Below are 16,023 nucleotides of genomic sequence, written 5' to 3' on the forward strand. Positions count from 1 at the left end.
AATCAAATCGCAAAAACAGCAAAGCCCCGTATTCCGGGGCTTTGCGCATTCTGGAAATTATTTTTGGCACACATTGCAAACTCTGGCACGCGCCCTGCAATAACCCTGACATAACCCAGTTTCGGGGACCTTGGTACAGGCAGGCCGAGAATCCCCTCTTTACACCCGGGGTGCTTGATGCGAACCGCGTCGTGCCCCACACCCGTTTCGGGAACCTCGGTACAGGCAGGCCGGGGATTCCCTCTTTAATACCGAAGCCTTGTAAGGCTTCACCCCGTTTTGGGAGCCCTGGTACAGGCAGGCCGGGAACTCCCTTCTTTACACCCGGGGCTTATGCGGCACAGCGCCCATAGCCCCAGCCCGTTTTGGGAACCTTGGTACAGGCAGGCCGGGAATTCCCTCTTTTATTGCTCTCGGAGATGGATCTCCAACCGCCAGCGGCCATCGGCCTTCTCGCCTTTCCATTCCCCGTGCAATGGCCGAGCCGCCACCAGGTTCAGCAGCAAGCCGCCATCCGTTTTGCGGATGCGCCAATTCACATCGTTGTCATTGACCTTGAGCTGCCCACTGGCGGCCTTGCCTTGCGCGTCGAACAACAGCGCCACGGTGCCGTCGATATGTTCGCCGTGCAGCTTGGGCTCACTGTTGAACCACACCACCACATTGTCCGCAGCGGTCTCTACCTGCTGCAGCTCAACCGGGTCCGGGGTGGTCAGGCGGCCGATCATCAGGCCGATCATCAAACCGACAATCGCCAATGAGCCCATGACCTTGGGCAATAGCTTCGGTCTTGGGTCGTCTTCAGGGGTAGAATGCAGCGCATCTTTGCCTTCGGAGCCGTGCATGTTTCACGTCATCCTTTTTCAACCAGAAATTCCGCCGAATACCGGCAACGTTATCAGGCTGTGCGCCAACAGTGGCTGCCACCTGCATTTGATCGAGCCGCTGGGCTTCGACATGGACGACAAGCGCCTGCGCCGCGCCGGGCTGGACTACCACGAGTACGCCACCCTCAAGCGCCACGCCGATTTGGCCAGCTGCCTGGAAAGCCTTGGCCACCCACGGCTGTTCGCGTTCACCACCAAGGGCTCGCGGCCGTTTCATGATGCCCGCTTTGCCGAAGGCGACGCCTTCCTGTTCGGCCCGGAAAGCCGTGGCCTGCCGGCCGAGGTGCTCGATGCCCTGCCCGACGGCCATCGCCTGCGCCTGCCAATGCGCGAGGGTTGCCGCAGCTTGAACCTGTCCAACACCGTGGCCGTTGCCGTCTACGAAGGCTGGCGCCAGCTCGGCTTTAAATAACACCGCATAACAAATGTGGGAGCGGGCTTGCTCGCGAAAGCGGAGTGTCAGTCAACGAAGATATCGACTGAAGTACCGCATTCGCGAGCAAGCCCGCTCCCACATTTGATCGGTGTCGTTGCTCAGAACAGCTTATTGAACAGTCGACGAACCTTCTGTTTGCATGCGCTGCAGCTCTTGAGCGTACAGGGCATCGAAGTTCACCGGAGCCAGCATCAGCGCCGGGAACGAGCCACGGGTGACCAGGCTGTCCAGGGTCTCACGGGCATACGGGAACAGAATGTTCGGGCAGAACGCACCCAGGGTGTGGCTCATGGACGCTTCGTCCAGGCCCTGGATCAGGAAGATACCAGCCTGTTGCACTTCAGCGATGAAAGCGACTTCTTCGCCGTTCTTGACGGTGACCGACAGGGTCAGCACGACTTCGTGGAAGTCACCTTCCAGTGCCTTTTGACGGGTGTTCAGGTCCAGCGCAACGCTTGGCGTCCATTCCTGACGGAAGATAGCCGGGCTTTTCGGCGCTTCGAACGACAGGTCACGCACGTAGATCCGCTGCAGCGAGAATTGTGGGCCTTGGGCTTCTGCTGCTTCGGTGTTCTGTTGGTCAGTCATCGCAGATCCTTCTTGATCTTGGGGTCTTTTAGGGTTTTGGCGTCAGACGAGCAGCAGCGCATCGAGTTTACCGGCGCGCTCCAGAGCGAACAGGTCATCGCAACCACCGACATGCTTGTCGCCGATCCAGATCTGCGGCACGGACGTGCGTCCCGCTTTCTTGGTCATCTCGGCGCGCACCTGGGGCTTGCCGTCGACCTTGATCTCTTCGAAGGCAACGCCTTTTTTCTCAAGCAAGGCCTTGGCCCGCATGCAGTAAGGGCAATAATCGCTGGAATAAACGACGACCTGGCTCATATCACTTCACCAGCGGCAGGTTATCGGCCTTCCAGCTGCCAATACCGCCGGACAGTTTGGCGGCGGTGAAACCGGTCTTGAGCATCTCGCGGGCGTGGGTGCCGGCGTGCTGGCCTTGGGCGTCGACCAGGATGATGGTCTTGGCTTTGTATTTTTCCAGCTCGGCCAGGCGTGCGATCAGCTTGTCCTGCGGAATGTTCAGTGCGCCGACGATATGCCCGGCAGCGAAATCCTTGGCCGGGCGAATATCCACGACAACGGCCTCATCCTTGTTGACCAGCGCGGTCAGCTCCGACGTGCTCAGGCTGCGGCCACCGCGGCTCATTTCATGAGCGATCAGCAGCGCCAGCAGGATGACGAAGGCACCCGCGAGCAGGTAGTGGGCAGTGGCAAATGCAATCAGGTGATCAACCATCAAGGAGGTTCCAGGGCGTTAAAATGGCGGTAAGTATACACAGCCGTCAGGGGCGGCCAACCCCCGTAAAGCGGTGACGTGGTCGGAAGTTCGCTTTAAACTGCCACTCACTTTTAGAATGCCTTCCTTTATTACCGCCGCGAGAGGATCTATGACTACCACGCCTAAACCTTTGGTCCTGATAATTCTCGATGGCTTCGGACACAGTGAAAGCCACCACGACAACGCCGTGTACTCGGCCAACAAGCCGGTACTCGACCGCCTGACTGCCACCGTACCCAACGGCCTGATCTCCGGTTCCGGTATGGACGTGGGTCTGCCGGACGGCCAGATGGGCAACTCGGAAGTCGGCCACATGAACCTCGGCGCCGGACGAGTGGTATACCAAGACTTCACACGCGTGACCAAATCGATCCGCGACGGCGAGTTCTTCGAGAACCCGACGATCTGCGCGGCGGTGGATAAAGCAGTCGCCGCCGGCAAGGCCGTGCACTTCATGGGCCTGCTGTCCGACGGCGGCGTTCACAGCCACCAGGACCACCTGGTCGCGATGGCCGAACTGGCCTTCAAGCGCGGCGCTGACAAGATCTACCTGCACGCCTTCCTCGATGGCCGCGACACCCCGCCTAAAAGCGCGCAATCGTCCATCGAACTGCTCGACGCCACCTTCGCTGCGCTCGGCAAAGGCCGTATCGCCAGCCTGGTCGGCCGTTACTTCGCCATGGACCGCGACAACCGTTGGGACCGCGTCTCCCAGGCTTACAACCTGATCGTCGACGGCCAGGCCGAATTCAACGCCGCCACCGCCCAGGAAGGCCTCGAAGCCGCCTATGCGCGTGGCGAGAGCGATGAGTTCGTCAAAGCCACCACCGTCGGCGAGCCGGTCAAAGTTGAAGACGGCGATGCCGTGGTGTTCATGAACTTCCGCGCCGACCGTGCCCGCGAACTGAGCCACGTGTTTGTCGATGCCGGCTTCAAAGACTTCGAGCGCGCCCGCCAGCCGAAGGTCGAGTTCGTCATGCTCACCCAATACGCCGCCAACATCCCGGCCCCGGCAGCTTTTGCCCCGGGTAGCCTGGAAAACGTGCTGGGCGATTACCTGGCGAAAAACGGCAAGACCCAGCTGCGCATCGCCGAAACCGAGAAATACGCCCACGTGACGTTCTTCTTCTCCGGCGGCCGTGAAGAACCGTTCCCAGGTGAAGAGCGCATCCTGATTCCATCGCCAAAAGTCGCCACCTACGACCTGCAGCCGGAAATGAGCGCGCCGGAAGTCACCGACAAGATCGTCGATGCCATCGAACACCAGCGCTACGACGTGATCGTGGTCAACTACGCCAACGGCGATATGGTCGGCCACAGTGGCAATCTGCAAGCGGCTGTGAAGGCAGTCGAATGCCTGGACCTGTGCGTCGGCCGTATCGTCGACGCCCTGGAGAAAGTCGGCGGCGAGGCGCTGATCACCGCCGACCACGGCAACTGCGAGCAGATGTCCGACGAATCCACCGGCCAGGCCCACACCGCTCACACCACCGAGCCGGTGCCGTTCATCTATGTCGGCAAGCGCGACCTGAAAGTGCGTGAAGGCGGCGTGCTGGCGGACGTGGCGCCGACCATGCTGAAGCTGATGGGGCTGGAGAAGCCGAAAGAGATGACCGGCACCTCAATCCTGGTCTGACACACCGCAAAACCTTGTGGGAGGGGGCTTGCTCCCGAAAGCGGTGGATCAGTCGACCTCTATTTGACTGACTCACCGCCTTCGGGAGCAAGCCCCCTCCCACATTCGATCGCCAGCGTTTGGCAGATGTCTTTTTGCCATATGCCCGCCACTCGGCACCTATCTTGCCTTCCAGCCCGAATTGGGCGTTTTTTTTGCGGCGCTTGGCGGGCATACTAGGCCGTCCCTTTCCCTGGTGTCGCCCGCCTCTATGCTTCGCGCCTTGATTACCCTCGCTTTAGTCTGCCTGCTCCAACCGGCGTTTGCCGATGAGCGCGCACAAACCCAACAACAGTTGGACGCTACGCGTCAGGACATTACCGAGCTGAAAAAACTGCTCGGCAAGCTCCAGGAAGAGAAGTCCGGGGTGCAGAAAGACCTGCGCGGCACGGAAACCGAGATGGGCAAGCTGGAGAAGCAGGTCCAGGAGCTCCAAAAAGAATTAAAGAAGAGCGAGTCGGAACTGGAGCGACTCGACGCTGAGAAAAAAAAACTCCAGACCGCACGCGTTGAACAGCAACGCCTGATCGCGATCCAGGCCCGCGCCGCCTACCAGAGCGGCCGCCAGGAATACCTCAAGCTGCTGCTCAACCAGCAGAACCCGGAAAAATTTGCGCGCACCCTCACCTACTACGATTACCTGAGCAAGGCGCGCCTGGCGCAATTGAAGGGGTTTAACGAAACCTTGCGGCAACTGGCCAATGTCGAACAGGAAATAGCCGACCAGCAGTCGCAATTGCTCGACCAGAAGACCGCCCTCGACACGCAGCGCGACCAGTTGGACAAAGTCCGCAAGGAACGCCAGCAGGCCCTGGCCAAGCTCAATGACGACGTAAAAGCCCGCGACGCCAAGCTGCAAGCCCGCGAGCAAGACCAGGCCGACCTGGGCAAAGTCCTCAAAACCATCGAGGAAACCCTGGCCCGTCAGGCACGTGAGGCCGAGGAAGCGCGGCAAAAAGCGCTGATCGCCCAGCAGGAAGCGGAAAAAAAGCGCCAGCGTGAGGCCGAGCTGGCCGCCACCACCGACGCGCCAGCGCCGCGTAAACCGGCGCACGCAGCGCCTGGCCCAGTGGTTTCCAGCAGCGGCGAGTCTTTTGGCGGACCTTTTGCTTCAGCCCGTGGAAAACTTCCATGGCCTGTTGATGGTCGACTACTGGCACGCTTCGGTGAAACCCGTGGCGATGACACCCGCGCCAAGTGGGATGGGGTGATGATCAGTGCTGCCGCCGGCAGCCAGGTCCATGCCGTCCACGGCGGGCGCGTGGTGTTTGCCGATTGGCTGCGAGGCGCTGGTTTGTTGGTGATTCTTGACCACGGTAATGGCTATTTGAGCCTTTACGGCCACAATCAGACTTTACTCAAGTCGGCAGGTGATGTTGTAAAAGCCGGTGAATCCATCTCCACTGTCGGTAACAGTGGCGGCCAGGACACTCCGGCGCTGTACTTCGCTATTCGTCAGCAGGGCCGCCCAAGCGACCCTGCACAATGGTGCCGTTCCCAAGGATAGGGCCGCACCTACATTAGGAGTTCGTTCGACATGCTGCATTTGTCCCGCCTCACTTCGCTGGCCCTGACGATCGCCCTGGTGATCGGCGCGCCGCTGGCTTTTGCCGACCAGGCTGCACCGGCTGCACAAGCTGCCACGGCCGCGACCACCAAGGCGCCGCTGCCGCTGGACGAGCTGCGCACCTTTGCCGAGGTCATGGACCGGATCAAGGCAGCCTATGTCGAACCTGTAGACGACAAGACCCTGCTGGAAAATGCCATCAAGGGCATGCTCAGCAACCTCGACCCGCACTCCGCCTACCTGGGCCCGGAAGATTTCGCCGAGCTGCAGGAAAGCACCAGCGGTGAGTTCGGTGGCCTGGGCATCGAAGTCGGCTCCGAAGACGGCCAGATCAAAGTGGTCTCGCCAATCGATGACACCCCGGCGTCCAAGGCCGGCATCCAGGCCGGCGACTTGATCGTGAAGATCAACGGCCAGCCGACCCGTGGCCAGAGCATGACCGAAGCCGTCGACAAGATGCGCGGCAAGCTCGGCCAGAAAATCACCCTGACCCTGGTGCGCGATGGCGGCAACCCGTTTGACGTGACCCTGGCCCGCGCGACCATCACGGTCAAAAGCGTGAAGAGCCAGCTGCTGGAGTCGGGCTACGGCTACATCCGTATCACCCAGTTCCAGGTCAAGACCGGCGACGAAGTGGCCAAGGCCCTGGCCAAGCTGCGTAAAGACAACGGCAAGAAGCTCAACGGCATCGTGCTCGACCTGCGTAACAACCCGGGCGGCGTGTTGCAGTCTGCGGTGGAAGTGGTCGACCACTTCATCACCAAAGGCCTGATCGTCTACACCAAGGGCCGTATCGCCAACTCCGAACTGCGCTTCTCGGCCACCGGCAATGACCTCAGCGAAAACGTGCCGTTGGCCGTGCTGATCAACGGCGGCAGCGCCTCGGCGTCGGAAATCGTCGCCGGCGCCCTGCAAGACCAGAAGCGCGGCGTACTGATGGGCACCACCAGTTTCGGCAAAGGCTCGGTACAAACCGTGTTGCCGCTGAACAACGATCGCGCATTGAAGATCACCACGGCGCTGTACTACACGCCGAACGGTCGCTCGATCCAGGCCCAGGGCATTGTGCCGGACATCGAAGTACGCAAAGCCAAGATCACCAACGAGATCGACAGCGAGTACTACAAAGAGGCGGACCTGCAAGGTCACCTGGGCAATGGCAACGGCGGCGCCGACCAGCCGACCGGCAGCAGTGCCAAAGCCAAGCCCATGCCACAGGACGATGATTACCAACTGGCCCAGGCACTGAGCCTGCTGAAAGGCCTGAGCATTACGCGCAGCCGTTGATATGCGTTTTGCCCTGATCATCGCTGTGCTGTGCAGCCTGGCCGGAATCGCCCATGCGACTCCGGCCGACGCGCCTCGCAAAGCCTACCTGACCCTCATCATCGACGACCTGGGGCAAAACCTGCCGCGGGATCGGCGCGTGCTGGCCCTGCCCGGGCCGGTGACCACCGCGATCATGCCCGACACGCCCCACGCCGCCGAATTCGCCCGTGAGGCGCACAAGGCCGGCAAGATCGTGATCCTGCACATGCCCATGGACCCGGCCACCGGCCCGTTCGCGTGGCACCCCGACCTGCCCCTCGAAGAACTTGGCAAGCGCCTGGACGCCGCCTTCAAGGCCGTGCCTTACACCGCCGGCATCAACAACCACATGGGCAGCCGCATGACCGCCCAACCGGCTGCCATGGCATGGTTGATGGCCGAGCTGCAACGGCGCAACAAGTTCTTTGTCGACAGCCGCACCAGCGCGCAAACCGTCGCGGCCGCCGAAGCACAGAAGATCGACCTGGCCCATGTCTCGCGGGATGTTTTCCTCGATGACGAACGCACGGAAGCGGCGATTACCACGCAGCTGCAAACCGCGATCAAGCTGGCGCACAAACAGGGTTCAGCAGTGATGATCGGCCATCCTTATCCACAGACCCTGGCCGTCCTTGAACGCGAGCTGCCCAAGCTCAAAGCCCAGGGCGTCGACTGGATTGATATCAAGTTGATGATCAGCGTGCGCAGCAACCAAGCCATGGCGGCACACGGCAAAAACGGTACGTACCTTCCGGCGCGTAGATAGTTACCGCTCGGCACCGACTGCACTGCTCGATAGTTGATGCTCCCATCAACTGGAGAGCCCTCCATGAAGCCTCTGCAATTTAATGACCTGCTCATCAGCTTTACCAGCGAGTTTCTGCCGCTATGGAACGACAAGGGGTCGGGCGCGCACAAAGCCGTCGGCCTCTGGCGGCCGAGCACCGCCTCCGATGCCCTGAGGCCGTTTTTTACCTTGGGTGATATCGCGGTCAACCACTATCGCAATATCAACTACAGCAACGTTGTCGCCGTGGTCAGCGACGTGAACACCGTCGATGGCACGGCCCTGCGTGCGCCAGTCGATTATCAATTGGTGTGGCAGGATGAAGGCAGCGGAGCGCTGAGCAATGCGTCCATCTGGCGCCCGCTGCCGCCCGAGGGCTATGTGGCGATGGGGCTGGTGTACGGCGTCGACTACGACAAACCCTCACGCCATGCCGTGCGGTGCGTGCGACAAGACCTGGTGATGGCCGCTCAAGCGGGCGAATTGATCTGGGACGATAAAGGCAGCGGCGCCGCCAACGACTTGAGCCTCTGGTCGGTGACACCTCCCGATGCACCTGCAGGCGAAATATACCTCGCCCCCGGCACCTTCATCGGCCTTGGCGACTATGCCAAGCCAAACCTTGAGGCCTATTCACTGCGCCTGACATTGACAGCGCAGCTGCACGACCTGCCGCCACCGCCCGCGCTCAGCGGGTACGAAAACCCGGGCACTGATGAAGCCGTCCACACGCCTCAGGTGTGCGAACTGCCATGGTTCTGTATCAAAGACCCGGAGTTGGCCGTGATTGAACAGTTTCAGTCATCGCCCACCTACCGCCTGGAGCGCACGGACCGCCACCTGTGCGTCGGTTTTGGGCACAACACTGAGGCTACCAGTCAGCCATTCATGTGGACGGCCGCAAAAGGTGACGTAGGAGCGACCGCCAAGGCACTGGCGGCCAACACCAGCCTCGGCCTGGGTAAAGAGTGGCCGGTGGGCGAACACGTCTTCGAATTGAGTTTTTCGGCGCACCTGGATCGCAACTTCACACACACGCAGCGCTCAGCGAAAGGCTGGAACCAGCCTTCGTCGCTGGAAATCATCACGTATGTTCCGCCGAAAAAAGCCGTTGCGGCGTACCTTGTACAAAGCGAATACCGCCTGCTGCGACAGGACGGCAGCCAGGTTTCAAGCACCGCCCGCTATACCAATGGTGACAACGTCTACATGAGCGATTATCCAAACGCCGAGGTGCTGCCTGATGAGCAGCCTCCACCGGTAGAAGCGCCTCAAGCAGAGCCCGAACTAGAGGTAACGGGCCATGATCTGATCGACACCCCCCTCACCCCGTAACTGGTCGAGTGCTGCCTGAAGCTTGGCCACCACCTCATCCGGCACGTCTTTATTCAGCGCCAGGTACAACTGGGCACTGTTGAAGCGCAGCACGGTTTTCAGCTGGGTCACCCCCACCTGGCGGGCCAGATAACGGCCCGCCGGATCACCGGTGGCCCACAGGTCGATCTGACCATCCACCAGTTTTTGCGCGTTGTCCTGGTCACGCAGCGCAACGATCGGGTTAAGGCCCTGTTTTTCCAGGGTCTGCGCAATGGCGTCACCCTTGTAGGCGCCGATCTTGTAACGATGAGCTTGCTCAAGGCCTGTCAGCTCAATCTTGCTGTCGGCCTTGGCCAGCATCACCCAATCATCCGGGCCGATGGGGCCGACCCATTTGAACAGGGCTTCGCGGTCCGGTAGGCGGGCCATGACGAAGACGCCGTAGCCAGGTTTTTCCAGGGCGAGTTTGTAGATTCGCTCCCAGGGAAAGCGCAGGGTGAGGTTGTAGGAAATGCCGGCGCGCTTGAAGGTCTCACGCACCACGTCCACCGCGATGCCTTCGATGTTCTCGTCTTTGGCGAAGTTCTTGCCGTTTTTCGCCATGTTGTAAGGCGGGAAGTTTTCCGTCAGCAACACCAGGGAGGCGTCGGACGGTTCCTCGGCGTGAGCCGAACCCGTCAACAGAATGGAGGTACTGGCGAGGGCAAGCAGCAGGGTCTTGAACATGAAGGCTACCGGATTCCATGGCAAGCGCAGAGAGTGCCGCGCGCCTGCCATGGTGTCCAGCAGCGTTTAACGAACGACGATACCGCGCGCCGCCATGTAGGCCTTGGCCTCGGGAACGGTGTATTCACCAAAGTGGAAAATACTCGCCGCCAGCACCGCGCTGGCGTGACCTTCGATCACGCCGTCGGCCAGGTGCTGCAGGTTGCCGACGCCGCCGGAGGCGATCACCGGAATGCCCAGCGCATCACTGATGGCACGGGTCACACCGAGGTCGAAACCGTTTTTCATGCCGTCCTGGTCCATGCTGGTCAGCAGGATTTCACCGGCGCCCAGGCCTTCCATCTTCATCGCCCATTCCACCGCATCCAGGCCGGTTGGCTTGCGACCGCCGTGGGTGAAGATCTCCCAGCGCGGGGTTTCGCCCGGGCCGGAGACTTTCTTGGCGTCGATGGCGACCACAATGCACTGCGATCCGAAGTGCTGCGCGGCTTCGCCGACGAACTCCGGGTTGAACACCGCAGCGGTGTTGATCGAGACCTTGTCCGCACCGGCATTGAGCAGGTTGCGGATGTCTTGCACGGTGCGCACGCCACCGCCCACGGTGAGTGGGATAAACACCTGGCTGGCCATGCGCTCCACGGTGTGCAACGTGGTGTCGCGGCCGTCGACGCTGGCGGTGATGTCGAGAAAGGTAATCTCGTCGGCACCTTGCTCATCGTAGCGACGGGCGATTTCCACCGGGTCGCCGGCATCGCGGATGTTCTCGAACTTGACGCCCTTGACCACGCGACCGTTGTCGACGTCCAGGCAAGGGATGATGCGTTTGGCCAGCGCCATGGTCAGTCCTCAGCCGTTGTAGGCGTCGCAGTAAGCCTGGGCTTCGGCGACGTCCAGGGTACCTTCGTAGATCGCGCGACCCGTGATGGCGCCGATAATGCCGGGCGCCTTGGCGTCCAGCAGCGACTTGATGTCACCCAGGTTGTGAATGCCACCGGAAGCGATTACCGGAATCCTGGTGGCCGCCGCCAACGCAGCGGTGAACGGTACGTTGCAGCCCTGCATCATGCCGTCTTTGGCGATGTCGGTATAAACGATGGCGGACACGCCGTCGGCTTCGAACTGCTTGGCCAGGTCGATGACCTGCACGGTGCTGATTTCAGCCCAGCCGTCGGTGGCGACAAAACCGTCTTTGGCATCCAGGCCGACAATCACTTTACCCGGAAAGGCGCGGCAGGCTTCTGCAACGAACGCCGGGTCTTTTACCGCCTTGGTGCCGATGATCACGTAGCTCACGCCGGCTTTGACGTAGTGCTCGATGGTTTCCAGGGAGCGAATGCCGCCGCCGATCTGGATTGGCAGGTGCGGGTAGCGCTTGGCGATGGCGGTAACCACCTCGCCATTCACCGGCTGGCCTTCGAAGGCGCCGTTCAAGTCCACCAGATGCAGACGACGGCAGCCCCCTTCCACCCATTTGGCAGCCATGCTCACCGGGTCATCGGAGAACACGGTGGAATCTTCCATGCGGCCTTGGCGCAGGCGGACACAAGCGCCGTCCTTGAGATCGATAGCGGGGATAATCAGCATCTGGCAAACCTTATTCGATATTCAGCAATGCTTGGGAAATCAGGGTTTCTCAAGCGACCACAGGTCGCTTTCGATGCTTTCGAACCTTTCTTTAAGGAGCGTCTGCGTGTCGAAAATCGCCCTGTTGTAATAGTGCGGCGCCACTTCGGTGGTGAACAGCTCAAGCATCTCGGCGACCTCGAACGAGCCCAGCTTGAGCTCGAAACGGTCCTCCATGAAGCGCTTGATCTTGAAGGTAGCCTCACGCTCCTGCTCGGGCGTGAGGTTCAAGACCGGCACCTTGGGCTGCTTGGCCATTTACCAGCGGCCATCCCACGCGGCGAAGTTCTGCAGCAACTGCAGGCCATGGGTATGGCTCTTCTCCGGGTGGAACTGCACGGCAAAGCGCGAACCGTCGGCCAGCGCCGCGGCGAAATCGACGCCGTAATGCCCGCCACCCACCACCTGGCGCGGGTTACCGGCGGCGATGTAGTAACTGTGCACAAAGTAAAAGCGCGCCATGTCCGGGATTTCGTGCCACAGCGGGTGATCCACAGTGCGGCGCACTTCGTTCCAGCCCATGTGCGGGACTTTCAAATGCTCGCCGTCTTCATGCAGGTCCTTGCCGAAGAACTTCACCTGGCCGGGAAACAGCCCGATGCAGTCGACGCCGCCGTTCTCTTCACTGCTGTCGAGCAAGGCTTGCATGCCCACGCAGATGCCGAGGAACGGGCGGTCCTGGCTGACTTCGCGCACCAGGCTGTCAAAGCCCAGGCGGCGGATCTCGGCCATGCAATCGCGAATCGCGCCGACGCCCGGGAACACTACCCGGTCGGCTTCGCGAATCACCTTGGCATCGCTGGTGATCAGAACCTTGCCGGCCCCAACGTGCTCGAGGGCCTTGGCCACCGAGTGCAGGTTACCCATGCCGTAGTCGATAACCGCGACCGTCTGCATTACAGAACGCCCTTGGTCGATGGCATTTGCCCGGCCATGCGCTCATCGAGCTCGACAGCCATGCGCAGGGCGCGGCCGAAAGCCTTGAACACGGTTTCGATCTGGTGGTGGGTGTTGGTGCCGCGCAGGTTGTCGATGTGCAGGCTGACCAGGGCGTGGTTGACGAAGCCCTGGAAAAACTCCTGGAACAGGTCGACGTCGAAGCCGCCCACGGTGGCGCGGGTGTAGGGCACGTGCATCTGCAGGCCTGGGCGGCCGGAGAAGTCGATGACCACACGCGACAGCGCTTCGTCCAGCGGGACATAGGCGTGGCCGTAGCGACGGATGCCTTTTTTGTCGCCGATGGCCTTGGCAAACGCCTGGCCGAGGGTGATGCCCACGTCTTCCACCGTGTGGTGGTCGTCGATATGCAGGTCGCCCTTGCTGACGATATCCAGGTCGATCAGCCCGTGACGGGCGATCTGGTCCAGCATGTGCTCAAGAAAAGGTACACCGATATCAAATCGGGCCTTTCCGGTGCCATCCAGGTTAATCGAGGCTTTGATCTGGGTTTCCAGAGTGTCGCGCTCGACGGACGCCTTACGTTCGGCCATCACCAGCTCCGCAAAATCATTGGGCGAAAAAGGCAGCCATTATAGGGGCGCGGGCGCCAAACAGAAACATCGAAGGGCATAAGACTGATGGAGTGTCGAGGATAGACATGTGCATACAAGTGGCCGCCCCAGGATGGTGCACCCAGCGCATTTACCCGATGCCGCCGGCAGCTTCGCGGTAATATGGGCGCAATGTTTAAAACCGAATGAATATTCAACCATGACGATACCGACAGTCTTGCAGCGCAGCGGCGTCCTCCTCCTGTGGGCGGTGACCTACTACGTGACCGGCGTGGTGTCGCTGGCCTTTGAAGATCCCGTCTCGCAGATGGCGATTATCTGGTTCCCGGCGGGTATTTCCGTGTCGGCGTTCCTCAGCTCGCGACGCGCTGAGTGGCCGATGTTGTTTGCGGTGTTTCTGGTCGCACGGCTACTGCTGGATAAACACGGCTGGCAACATCTGCCGGCCGCCGCGACGCTTTCCGCGATGGCACTGTCAGGCTCTGTTGCGATTGCCTGGTTCGTTCGGCGCTTCGCTCGGCGTGGCGACGAACTGCATGCCATTTTGCTCTGGTTGCTGGCGACCTTGGCCGTTTGCTGCGCCCTGGCACTGCTCAGGAAAGGCTGGCAGATGCTGGCCGGCGAAGTTTCACCCAACACATTCTTGACCAACTGGATGTCGGGCATGAACGGCGTGTTCTTTTCCACCGTGGTGGTGATGAATCTACTCAACAGCAACCTGCGCGACTTTCCTGCTCGCCTGCGCACGAGGCTGGCCGGCGGGGTATGGTTGCTGCTGCTGGGATTGAACACCTGGTACGTTTTCGGGGCGACACCGCTCTGGCTCATCGACAGGCTGGGCTCCGACGCCGGCGCAGCGGCGTATTTCATCCTGGCCTGCCTGCCCATCGCCCTCACCCTCGCCGTTTGCATCACGTGGCGCAGCCCTGGCGGCTCGATCGCGCTACTGGTGCTGGGCAGTATCGTGGTCAATTTCACCGACCAGAAGACCGGGCCGTTTTATGTGCACGGTCTGTTGGAAGGCGAGCCGTTGCTGCTTGCACAAAGTTACCTGTCCATCACGGCATTGCTGGTGTTGGTAATCCGCTTGATGAGGCAATCCGCCCAACCTTATGACCTGCAGACCGGGCGCTTGGCGGGCAGCGGTGTGATGTACCAACTGCACCCGGGAACCGGGGAAATTCTCTGGGACGACAACCTTGAAACGCTGCTGGATGTGGGTGCCGCGCCCCTGCACACCGTGCAGCAGGTCCTGGAGCGCGTACACCCAGAGGACCGCGACAGCCTCAAACGCCACTGGTCGCCGGAAACACATACCCGCGCTGCGTCGTTGGCCTTTCGCATCGACAAGGGCAATGGTGAATGGCTGACCCTTTATGACCAAAGCCCCGGCGCCCTGCGTGATGCCCATGGCCAAGTGATTGTCGGCAACTGGCAAAGCGGCCGCTATGCCTGAACGTTCGCCTGTGACAGCCTGCTTTTCCCTGTAGGGGTACCTAATGATTCAGATTGCTTTACTGCTGTTCGGCGTTGAGTTCGTGCGTTCCAAATTCTGGATTCTCGGCCTGGCCGGCATTCTGTGGGGCTCGCTGGGCCTGGGCGTGATGTACGACGGCCTGGATGGCGCACTGTACTTTCCGATGCGCGCATTCGGTTTGATGCTGCTGCTGGAAAGCATTGTCACCCTCAGCGTGGCCGCCAGCGGCGTGGGTTCTCAGCGGGCAGTCCTGTATTTCAAGGGCGGGATTTTCTTCTTCGTCGCCGTGCTGATTCTTGCGAACAATATCTATAGCCACCTGCTGCTGGCGATCATCTTTGGCCTGACTTACTTCGTGATCGGCTTGCTGACCATCAGCTCGGCCTGGGTGGTCAGGTTCCCGCACTGGCGATCGTCGTTGATCAGCGGCGTCGCTCAGTTGGCGTTCGCGGGGTTGCTGGTCAGCCCTTATCCCATCGCCCTCAGTGCAACGGTGTCGTTTTTCCTCGGTGCATTGATGATCGTCAGCGGCTTCAACACGGTGCGCATTGCGCATCGCGTGAGGCGATTGCGCGACGGCACGTCAACGTTCGAACTGCTTGAGCCACGGGATCTGCTGTCGGACTTCAAGAAGCTGCCACCGCAAAAACCGCTGGAGCCGCGCCAGGAACACGCGCCTGACTTGCAGGACCCGCTGATCGTGCACATCTGGACGCCGGAAGGCACCGCCGGCGCAACGACGATCCCTCGCCCGATCATCAACCGCTACATTGCGGCGGTGGATGAACAAGGCGTGATTTCCACCGGGCACGCAGCGCTTGAGCTGTCGCCCTCGGTGTACCTGAGCCTGTACCCGGTCGCGGACATCGATCGCTCCCCGGCGGAGTTCTTCCGCATCCTCAAGGCCACGCGCAACAACGACGTGCCCGGCACATTCCAGCCGGACTACGCCACTGAAGTGGCCAACTGGTGCGACTCGGATCGCAAGATCATTTTTCACCAGTACAGCCGCAAAGCGCTGATTGAGTTCTCGAATAACTATCGCCAACAGGCCACCTACAACCTGACCTACCGCAACTGTTCCAGCAGCGTGGCCTTTGCGTTGGAAGCATCGATGGATGGCGTGTTGTCAGAGCGGTCCCGGCGCTGGCGCTCGGTCCTGCAGACCTTGCTCATGCCTGAGTTGTGGATTGCCGCGCAAGTGCGCAAGCGCGCCATGACCATGGCATGGACACCCGGCCTGGTCATGGACTATGCACGTGCCTTGCGGGTGATTGTTCACCCGGTGCCGCGCCCCTGGTTTCAACGCATTCCATGGCGAGGCTCTTCAGCCCGGTCGTTGCCTGACAAGAAGCAGGACTAAAGTG

The 16,023-nt window shown here is 60.9% G+C and carries 18 protein-coding genes; 8 read left to right on the forward strand and 10 right to left on the reverse strand.

Annotation, left to right across the window (positions count from 1 at the left end; all coding sequences use genetic code 11):
* Positions 1-404: 404 nt before the first annotated feature.
* Complete coding sequence (locus JFT85_RS14230) at positions 405-845, reverse strand: hypothetical protein (RefSeq protein WP_053253896.1); 441 nt, start codon at positions 843-845, stop codon at positions 405-407.
* On the opposite strand from JFT85_RS14230, the gene JFT85_RS14235 reads away from it, so the two are divergent.
* Entirely contained in the window at positions 844-1,299 is a 456-nt protein-coding gene (locus JFT85_RS14235; RefSeq protein ID WP_053253895.1) for a tRNA (cytidine(34)-2'-O)-methyltransferase, read from the forward strand. The two genes, JFT85_RS14230 and JFT85_RS14235, sit on opposite strands and share 2 nt — an antisense overlap.
* Before the next feature lie 132 nt (positions 1,300-1,431).
* Here the strand turns inward: JFT85_RS14235 and secB are convergent, their stop codons facing one another.
* The 3 genes from secB to JFT85_RS14250 are packed head-to-tail and all read right to left on the reverse strand — an operon-like array spanning position 1,432 to position 2,623.
* A complete protein-coding gene (secB, locus tag JFT85_RS14240; protein WP_053253894.1) occupies positions 1,432-1,911 on the reverse strand; it encodes a protein-export chaperone SecB in 480 nt (159 codons plus the stop codon).
* 42 nt (positions 1,912-1,953) lie between these two features.
* The gene (gene grxC, locus JFT85_RS14245; protein ID WP_053253893.1) at positions 1,954-2,208 is read right to left on the reverse strand and encodes a glutaredoxin 3; all 255 of its coding nucleotides are present in this window, start codon (positions 2,206-2,208) and stop codon (positions 1,954-1,956) included.
* A 1-nt stretch (position 2,209) separates the two neighbouring features.
* Complete coding sequence (locus JFT85_RS14250) at positions 2,210-2,623, reverse strand: rhodanese-like domain-containing protein (RefSeq protein WP_053253892.1); 414 nt, start codon at positions 2,621-2,623, stop codon at positions 2,210-2,212.
* 151 nt (positions 2,624-2,774) lie between these two features.
* Here JFT85_RS14250 and gpmI point away from each other — a divergent pair, with 151 nt between their 5' ends.
* The 5 genes from gpmI to JFT85_RS14275 all read left to right on the forward strand — a co-directional run bounded on the left by gpmI (position 2,775) and on the right by JFT85_RS14275 (position 9,337).
* A complete protein-coding gene (gpmI, locus tag JFT85_RS14255) occupies positions 2,775-4,301 on the forward strand; it encodes a 2,3-bisphosphoglycerate-independent phosphoglycerate mutase (RefSeq protein WP_053253891.1) in 1,527 nt (508 codons plus the stop codon).
* 250 nt (positions 4,302-4,551) lie between these two features.
* Positions 4,552-5,847 carry a murein hydrolase activator EnvC family protein gene (locus tag JFT85_RS14260; RefSeq protein ID WP_053253890.1) on the forward strand — a complete coding sequence of 432 codons (1,296 nt, stop codon included), beginning with the start codon at positions 4,552-4,554 and terminating at the stop codon, positions 5,845-5,847.
* Between the two features lie 30 nt (positions 5,848-5,877).
* The gene (locus tag JFT85_RS14265) at positions 5,878-7,194 is read left to right on the forward strand and encodes a S41 family peptidase (RefSeq protein WP_053253889.1); all 1,317 of its coding nucleotides are present in this window, start codon (positions 5,878-5,880) and stop codon (positions 7,192-7,194) included.
* A 1-nt stretch (position 7,195) separates the two neighbouring features.
* Entirely contained in the window at positions 7,196-7,981 is a 786-nt protein-coding gene (locus JFT85_RS14270; RefSeq protein ID WP_069550827.1) for a divergent polysaccharide deacetylase family protein, read from the forward strand.
* A gap of 63 nt (positions 7,982-8,044) precedes the next feature.
* On the forward strand, positions 8,045-9,337 hold the full coding sequence (locus JFT85_RS14275) for a Vps62-related protein (RefSeq protein ID WP_187601897.1): 1,293 nt from the start codon (positions 8,045-8,047) through the stop codon (positions 9,335-9,337).
* On the opposite strand, the gene JFT85_RS14280 is transcribed toward JFT85_RS14275, so the two are convergent.
* From JFT85_RS14280 to hisB, 6 genes are all read right to left on the reverse strand, one after another.
* Positions 9,290-10,045 carry a substrate-binding periplasmic protein gene (locus JFT85_RS14280; protein ID WP_053253886.1) on the reverse strand — a complete coding sequence of 252 codons (756 nt, stop codon included), beginning with the start codon at positions 10,043-10,045 and terminating at the stop codon, positions 9,290-9,292. The two genes, JFT85_RS14275 and JFT85_RS14280, sit on opposite strands and share 48 nt — an antisense overlap.
* Before the next feature lie 66 nt (positions 10,046-10,111).
* Positions 10,112-10,882 (reverse strand): imidazole glycerol phosphate synthase subunit HisF, encoded by a 771-nt coding sequence (gene hisF / locus JFT85_RS14285; protein ID WP_003171107.1) that lies wholly within the window; start codon positions 10,880-10,882, stop codon positions 10,112-10,114.
* A 9-nt stretch (positions 10,883-10,891) separates the two neighbouring features.
* A complete protein-coding gene (hisA, locus tag JFT85_RS14290; protein WP_053253884.1) occupies positions 10,892-11,629 on the reverse strand; it encodes a 1-(5-phosphoribosyl)-5-[(5-phosphoribosylamino)methylideneamino]imidazole-4-carboxamide isomerase in 738 nt (245 codons plus the stop codon).
* A 39-nt stretch (positions 11,630-11,668) separates the two neighbouring features.
* On the reverse strand, positions 11,669-11,926 hold the full coding sequence (locus tag JFT85_RS14295; protein ID WP_053253883.1) for a DUF2164 domain-containing protein: 258 nt from the start codon (positions 11,924-11,926) through the stop codon (positions 11,669-11,671).
* Complete coding sequence (hisH, locus tag JFT85_RS14300; protein ID WP_053253882.1) at positions 11,927-12,565, reverse strand: imidazole glycerol phosphate synthase subunit HisH; 639 nt, start codon at positions 12,563-12,565, stop codon at positions 11,927-11,929.
* Entirely contained in the window at positions 12,565-13,158 is a 594-nt protein-coding gene (hisB, locus tag JFT85_RS14305; RefSeq protein WP_017849940.1) for an imidazoleglycerol-phosphate dehydratase HisB, read from the reverse strand. Before hisB ends, hisH begins: the two co-directional genes overlap by 1 nt.
* A 220-nt stretch (positions 13,159-13,378) precedes the next feature.
* On the opposite strand from hisB, the gene JFT85_RS14310 reads away from it, so the two are divergent.
* Together JFT85_RS14310 and JFT85_RS14315 are read left to right on the forward strand one after the other, a co-directional pair.
* On the forward strand, positions 13,379-14,635 hold the full coding sequence (locus JFT85_RS14310) for an MASE1 domain-containing protein (RefSeq protein ID WP_073638823.1): 1,257 nt from the start codon (positions 13,379-13,381) through the stop codon (positions 14,633-14,635).
* A gap of 43 nt (positions 14,636-14,678) precedes the next feature.
* Positions 14,679-16,019, forward strand: a complete 1,341-nt coding sequence (locus tag JFT85_RS14315; RefSeq protein ID WP_053253880.1) for an HdeD family acid-resistance protein — start codon at positions 14,679-14,681, stop codon at positions 16,017-16,019.
* Positions 16,020-16,023: the final 4 nt, after the last annotated feature.

The organism is Pseudomonas sp. TH04 (assembly GCF_016651355.1).
Lineage (GTDB): Bacteria > Pseudomonadota > Gammaproteobacteria > Pseudomonadales > Pseudomonadaceae > Aquipseudomonas > Aquipseudomonas fluorescens.

What these genes read in the sequence shown, in the direction of transcription:
- JFT85_RS14235 (WP_053253895.1), top strand. Translation starts at nt 844, where the DNA reads ATGTTTCACGTCATCCTTTTTCAACCAGAAATTCCGCCGAATACCGGC.
- JFT85_RS14230 (WP_053253896.1), bottom strand. Translation starts at nt 845, where the DNA reads ATGCACGGCTCCGAAGGCAAAGATGCGCTGCATTCTACCCCTGAAGAC.
- secB (WP_053253894.1), bottom strand. Translation starts at nt 1,911, where the DNA reads ATGACTGACCAACAGAACACCGAAGCAGCAGAAGCCCAAGGCCCACAA.
- grxC (WP_053253893.1), bottom strand. Translation starts at nt 2,208, where the DNA reads ATGAGCCAGGTCGTCGTTTATTCCAGCGATTATTGCCCTTACTGCATG.
- JFT85_RS14250 (WP_053253892.1), bottom strand. Translation starts at nt 2,623, where the DNA reads ATGGTTGATCACCTGATTGCATTTGCCACTGCCCACTACCTGCTCGCG.
- gpmI (WP_053253891.1), top strand. Translation starts at nt 2,775, where the DNA reads ATGACTACCACGCCTAAACCTTTGGTCCTGATAATTCTCGATGGCTTC.
- JFT85_RS14260 (WP_053253890.1), top strand. Translation starts at nt 4,552, where the DNA reads ATGCTTCGCGCCTTGATTACCCTCGCTTTAGTCTGCCTGCTCCAACCG.
- JFT85_RS14265 (WP_053253889.1), top strand. Translation starts at nt 5,878, where the DNA reads ATGCTGCATTTGTCCCGCCTCACTTCGCTGGCCCTGACGATCGCCCTG.
- JFT85_RS14270 (WP_069550827.1), top strand. Translation starts at nt 7,196, where the DNA reads ATGCGTTTTGCCCTGATCATCGCTGTGCTGTGCAGCCTGGCCGGAATC.
- JFT85_RS14275 (WP_187601897.1), top strand. Translation starts at nt 8,045, where the DNA reads ATGAAGCCTCTGCAATTTAATGACCTGCTCATCAGCTTTACCAGCGAG.
- JFT85_RS14280 (WP_053253886.1), bottom strand. Translation starts at nt 10,045, where the DNA reads ATGTTCAAGACCCTGCTGCTTGCCCTCGCCAGTACCTCCATTCTGTTG.
- hisF (WP_003171107.1), bottom strand. Translation starts at nt 10,882, where the DNA reads ATGGCGCTGGCCAAACGCATCATCCCTTGCCTGGACGTCGACAACGGT.
- hisA (WP_053253884.1), bottom strand. Translation starts at nt 11,629, where the DNA reads ATGCTGATTATCCCCGCTATCGATCTCAAGGACGGCGCTTGTGTCCGC.
- JFT85_RS14295 (WP_053253883.1), bottom strand. Translation starts at nt 11,926, where the DNA reads ATGGCCAAGCAGCCCAAGGTGCCGGTCTTGAACCTCACGCCCGAGCAG.
- hisH (WP_053253882.1), bottom strand. Translation starts at nt 12,565, where the DNA reads ATGCAGACGGTCGCGGTTATCGACTACGGCATGGGTAACCTGCACTCG.
- hisB (WP_017849940.1), bottom strand. Translation starts at nt 13,158, where the DNA reads ATGGCCGAACGTAAGGCGTCCGTCGAGCGCGACACTCTGGAAACCCAG.
- JFT85_RS14310 (WP_073638823.1), top strand. Translation starts at nt 13,379, where the DNA reads ATGACGATACCGACAGTCTTGCAGCGCAGCGGCGTCCTCCTCCTGTGG.
- JFT85_RS14315 (WP_053253880.1), top strand. Translation starts at nt 14,679, where the DNA reads ATGATTCAGATTGCTTTACTGCTGTTCGGCGTTGAGTTCGTGCGTTCC.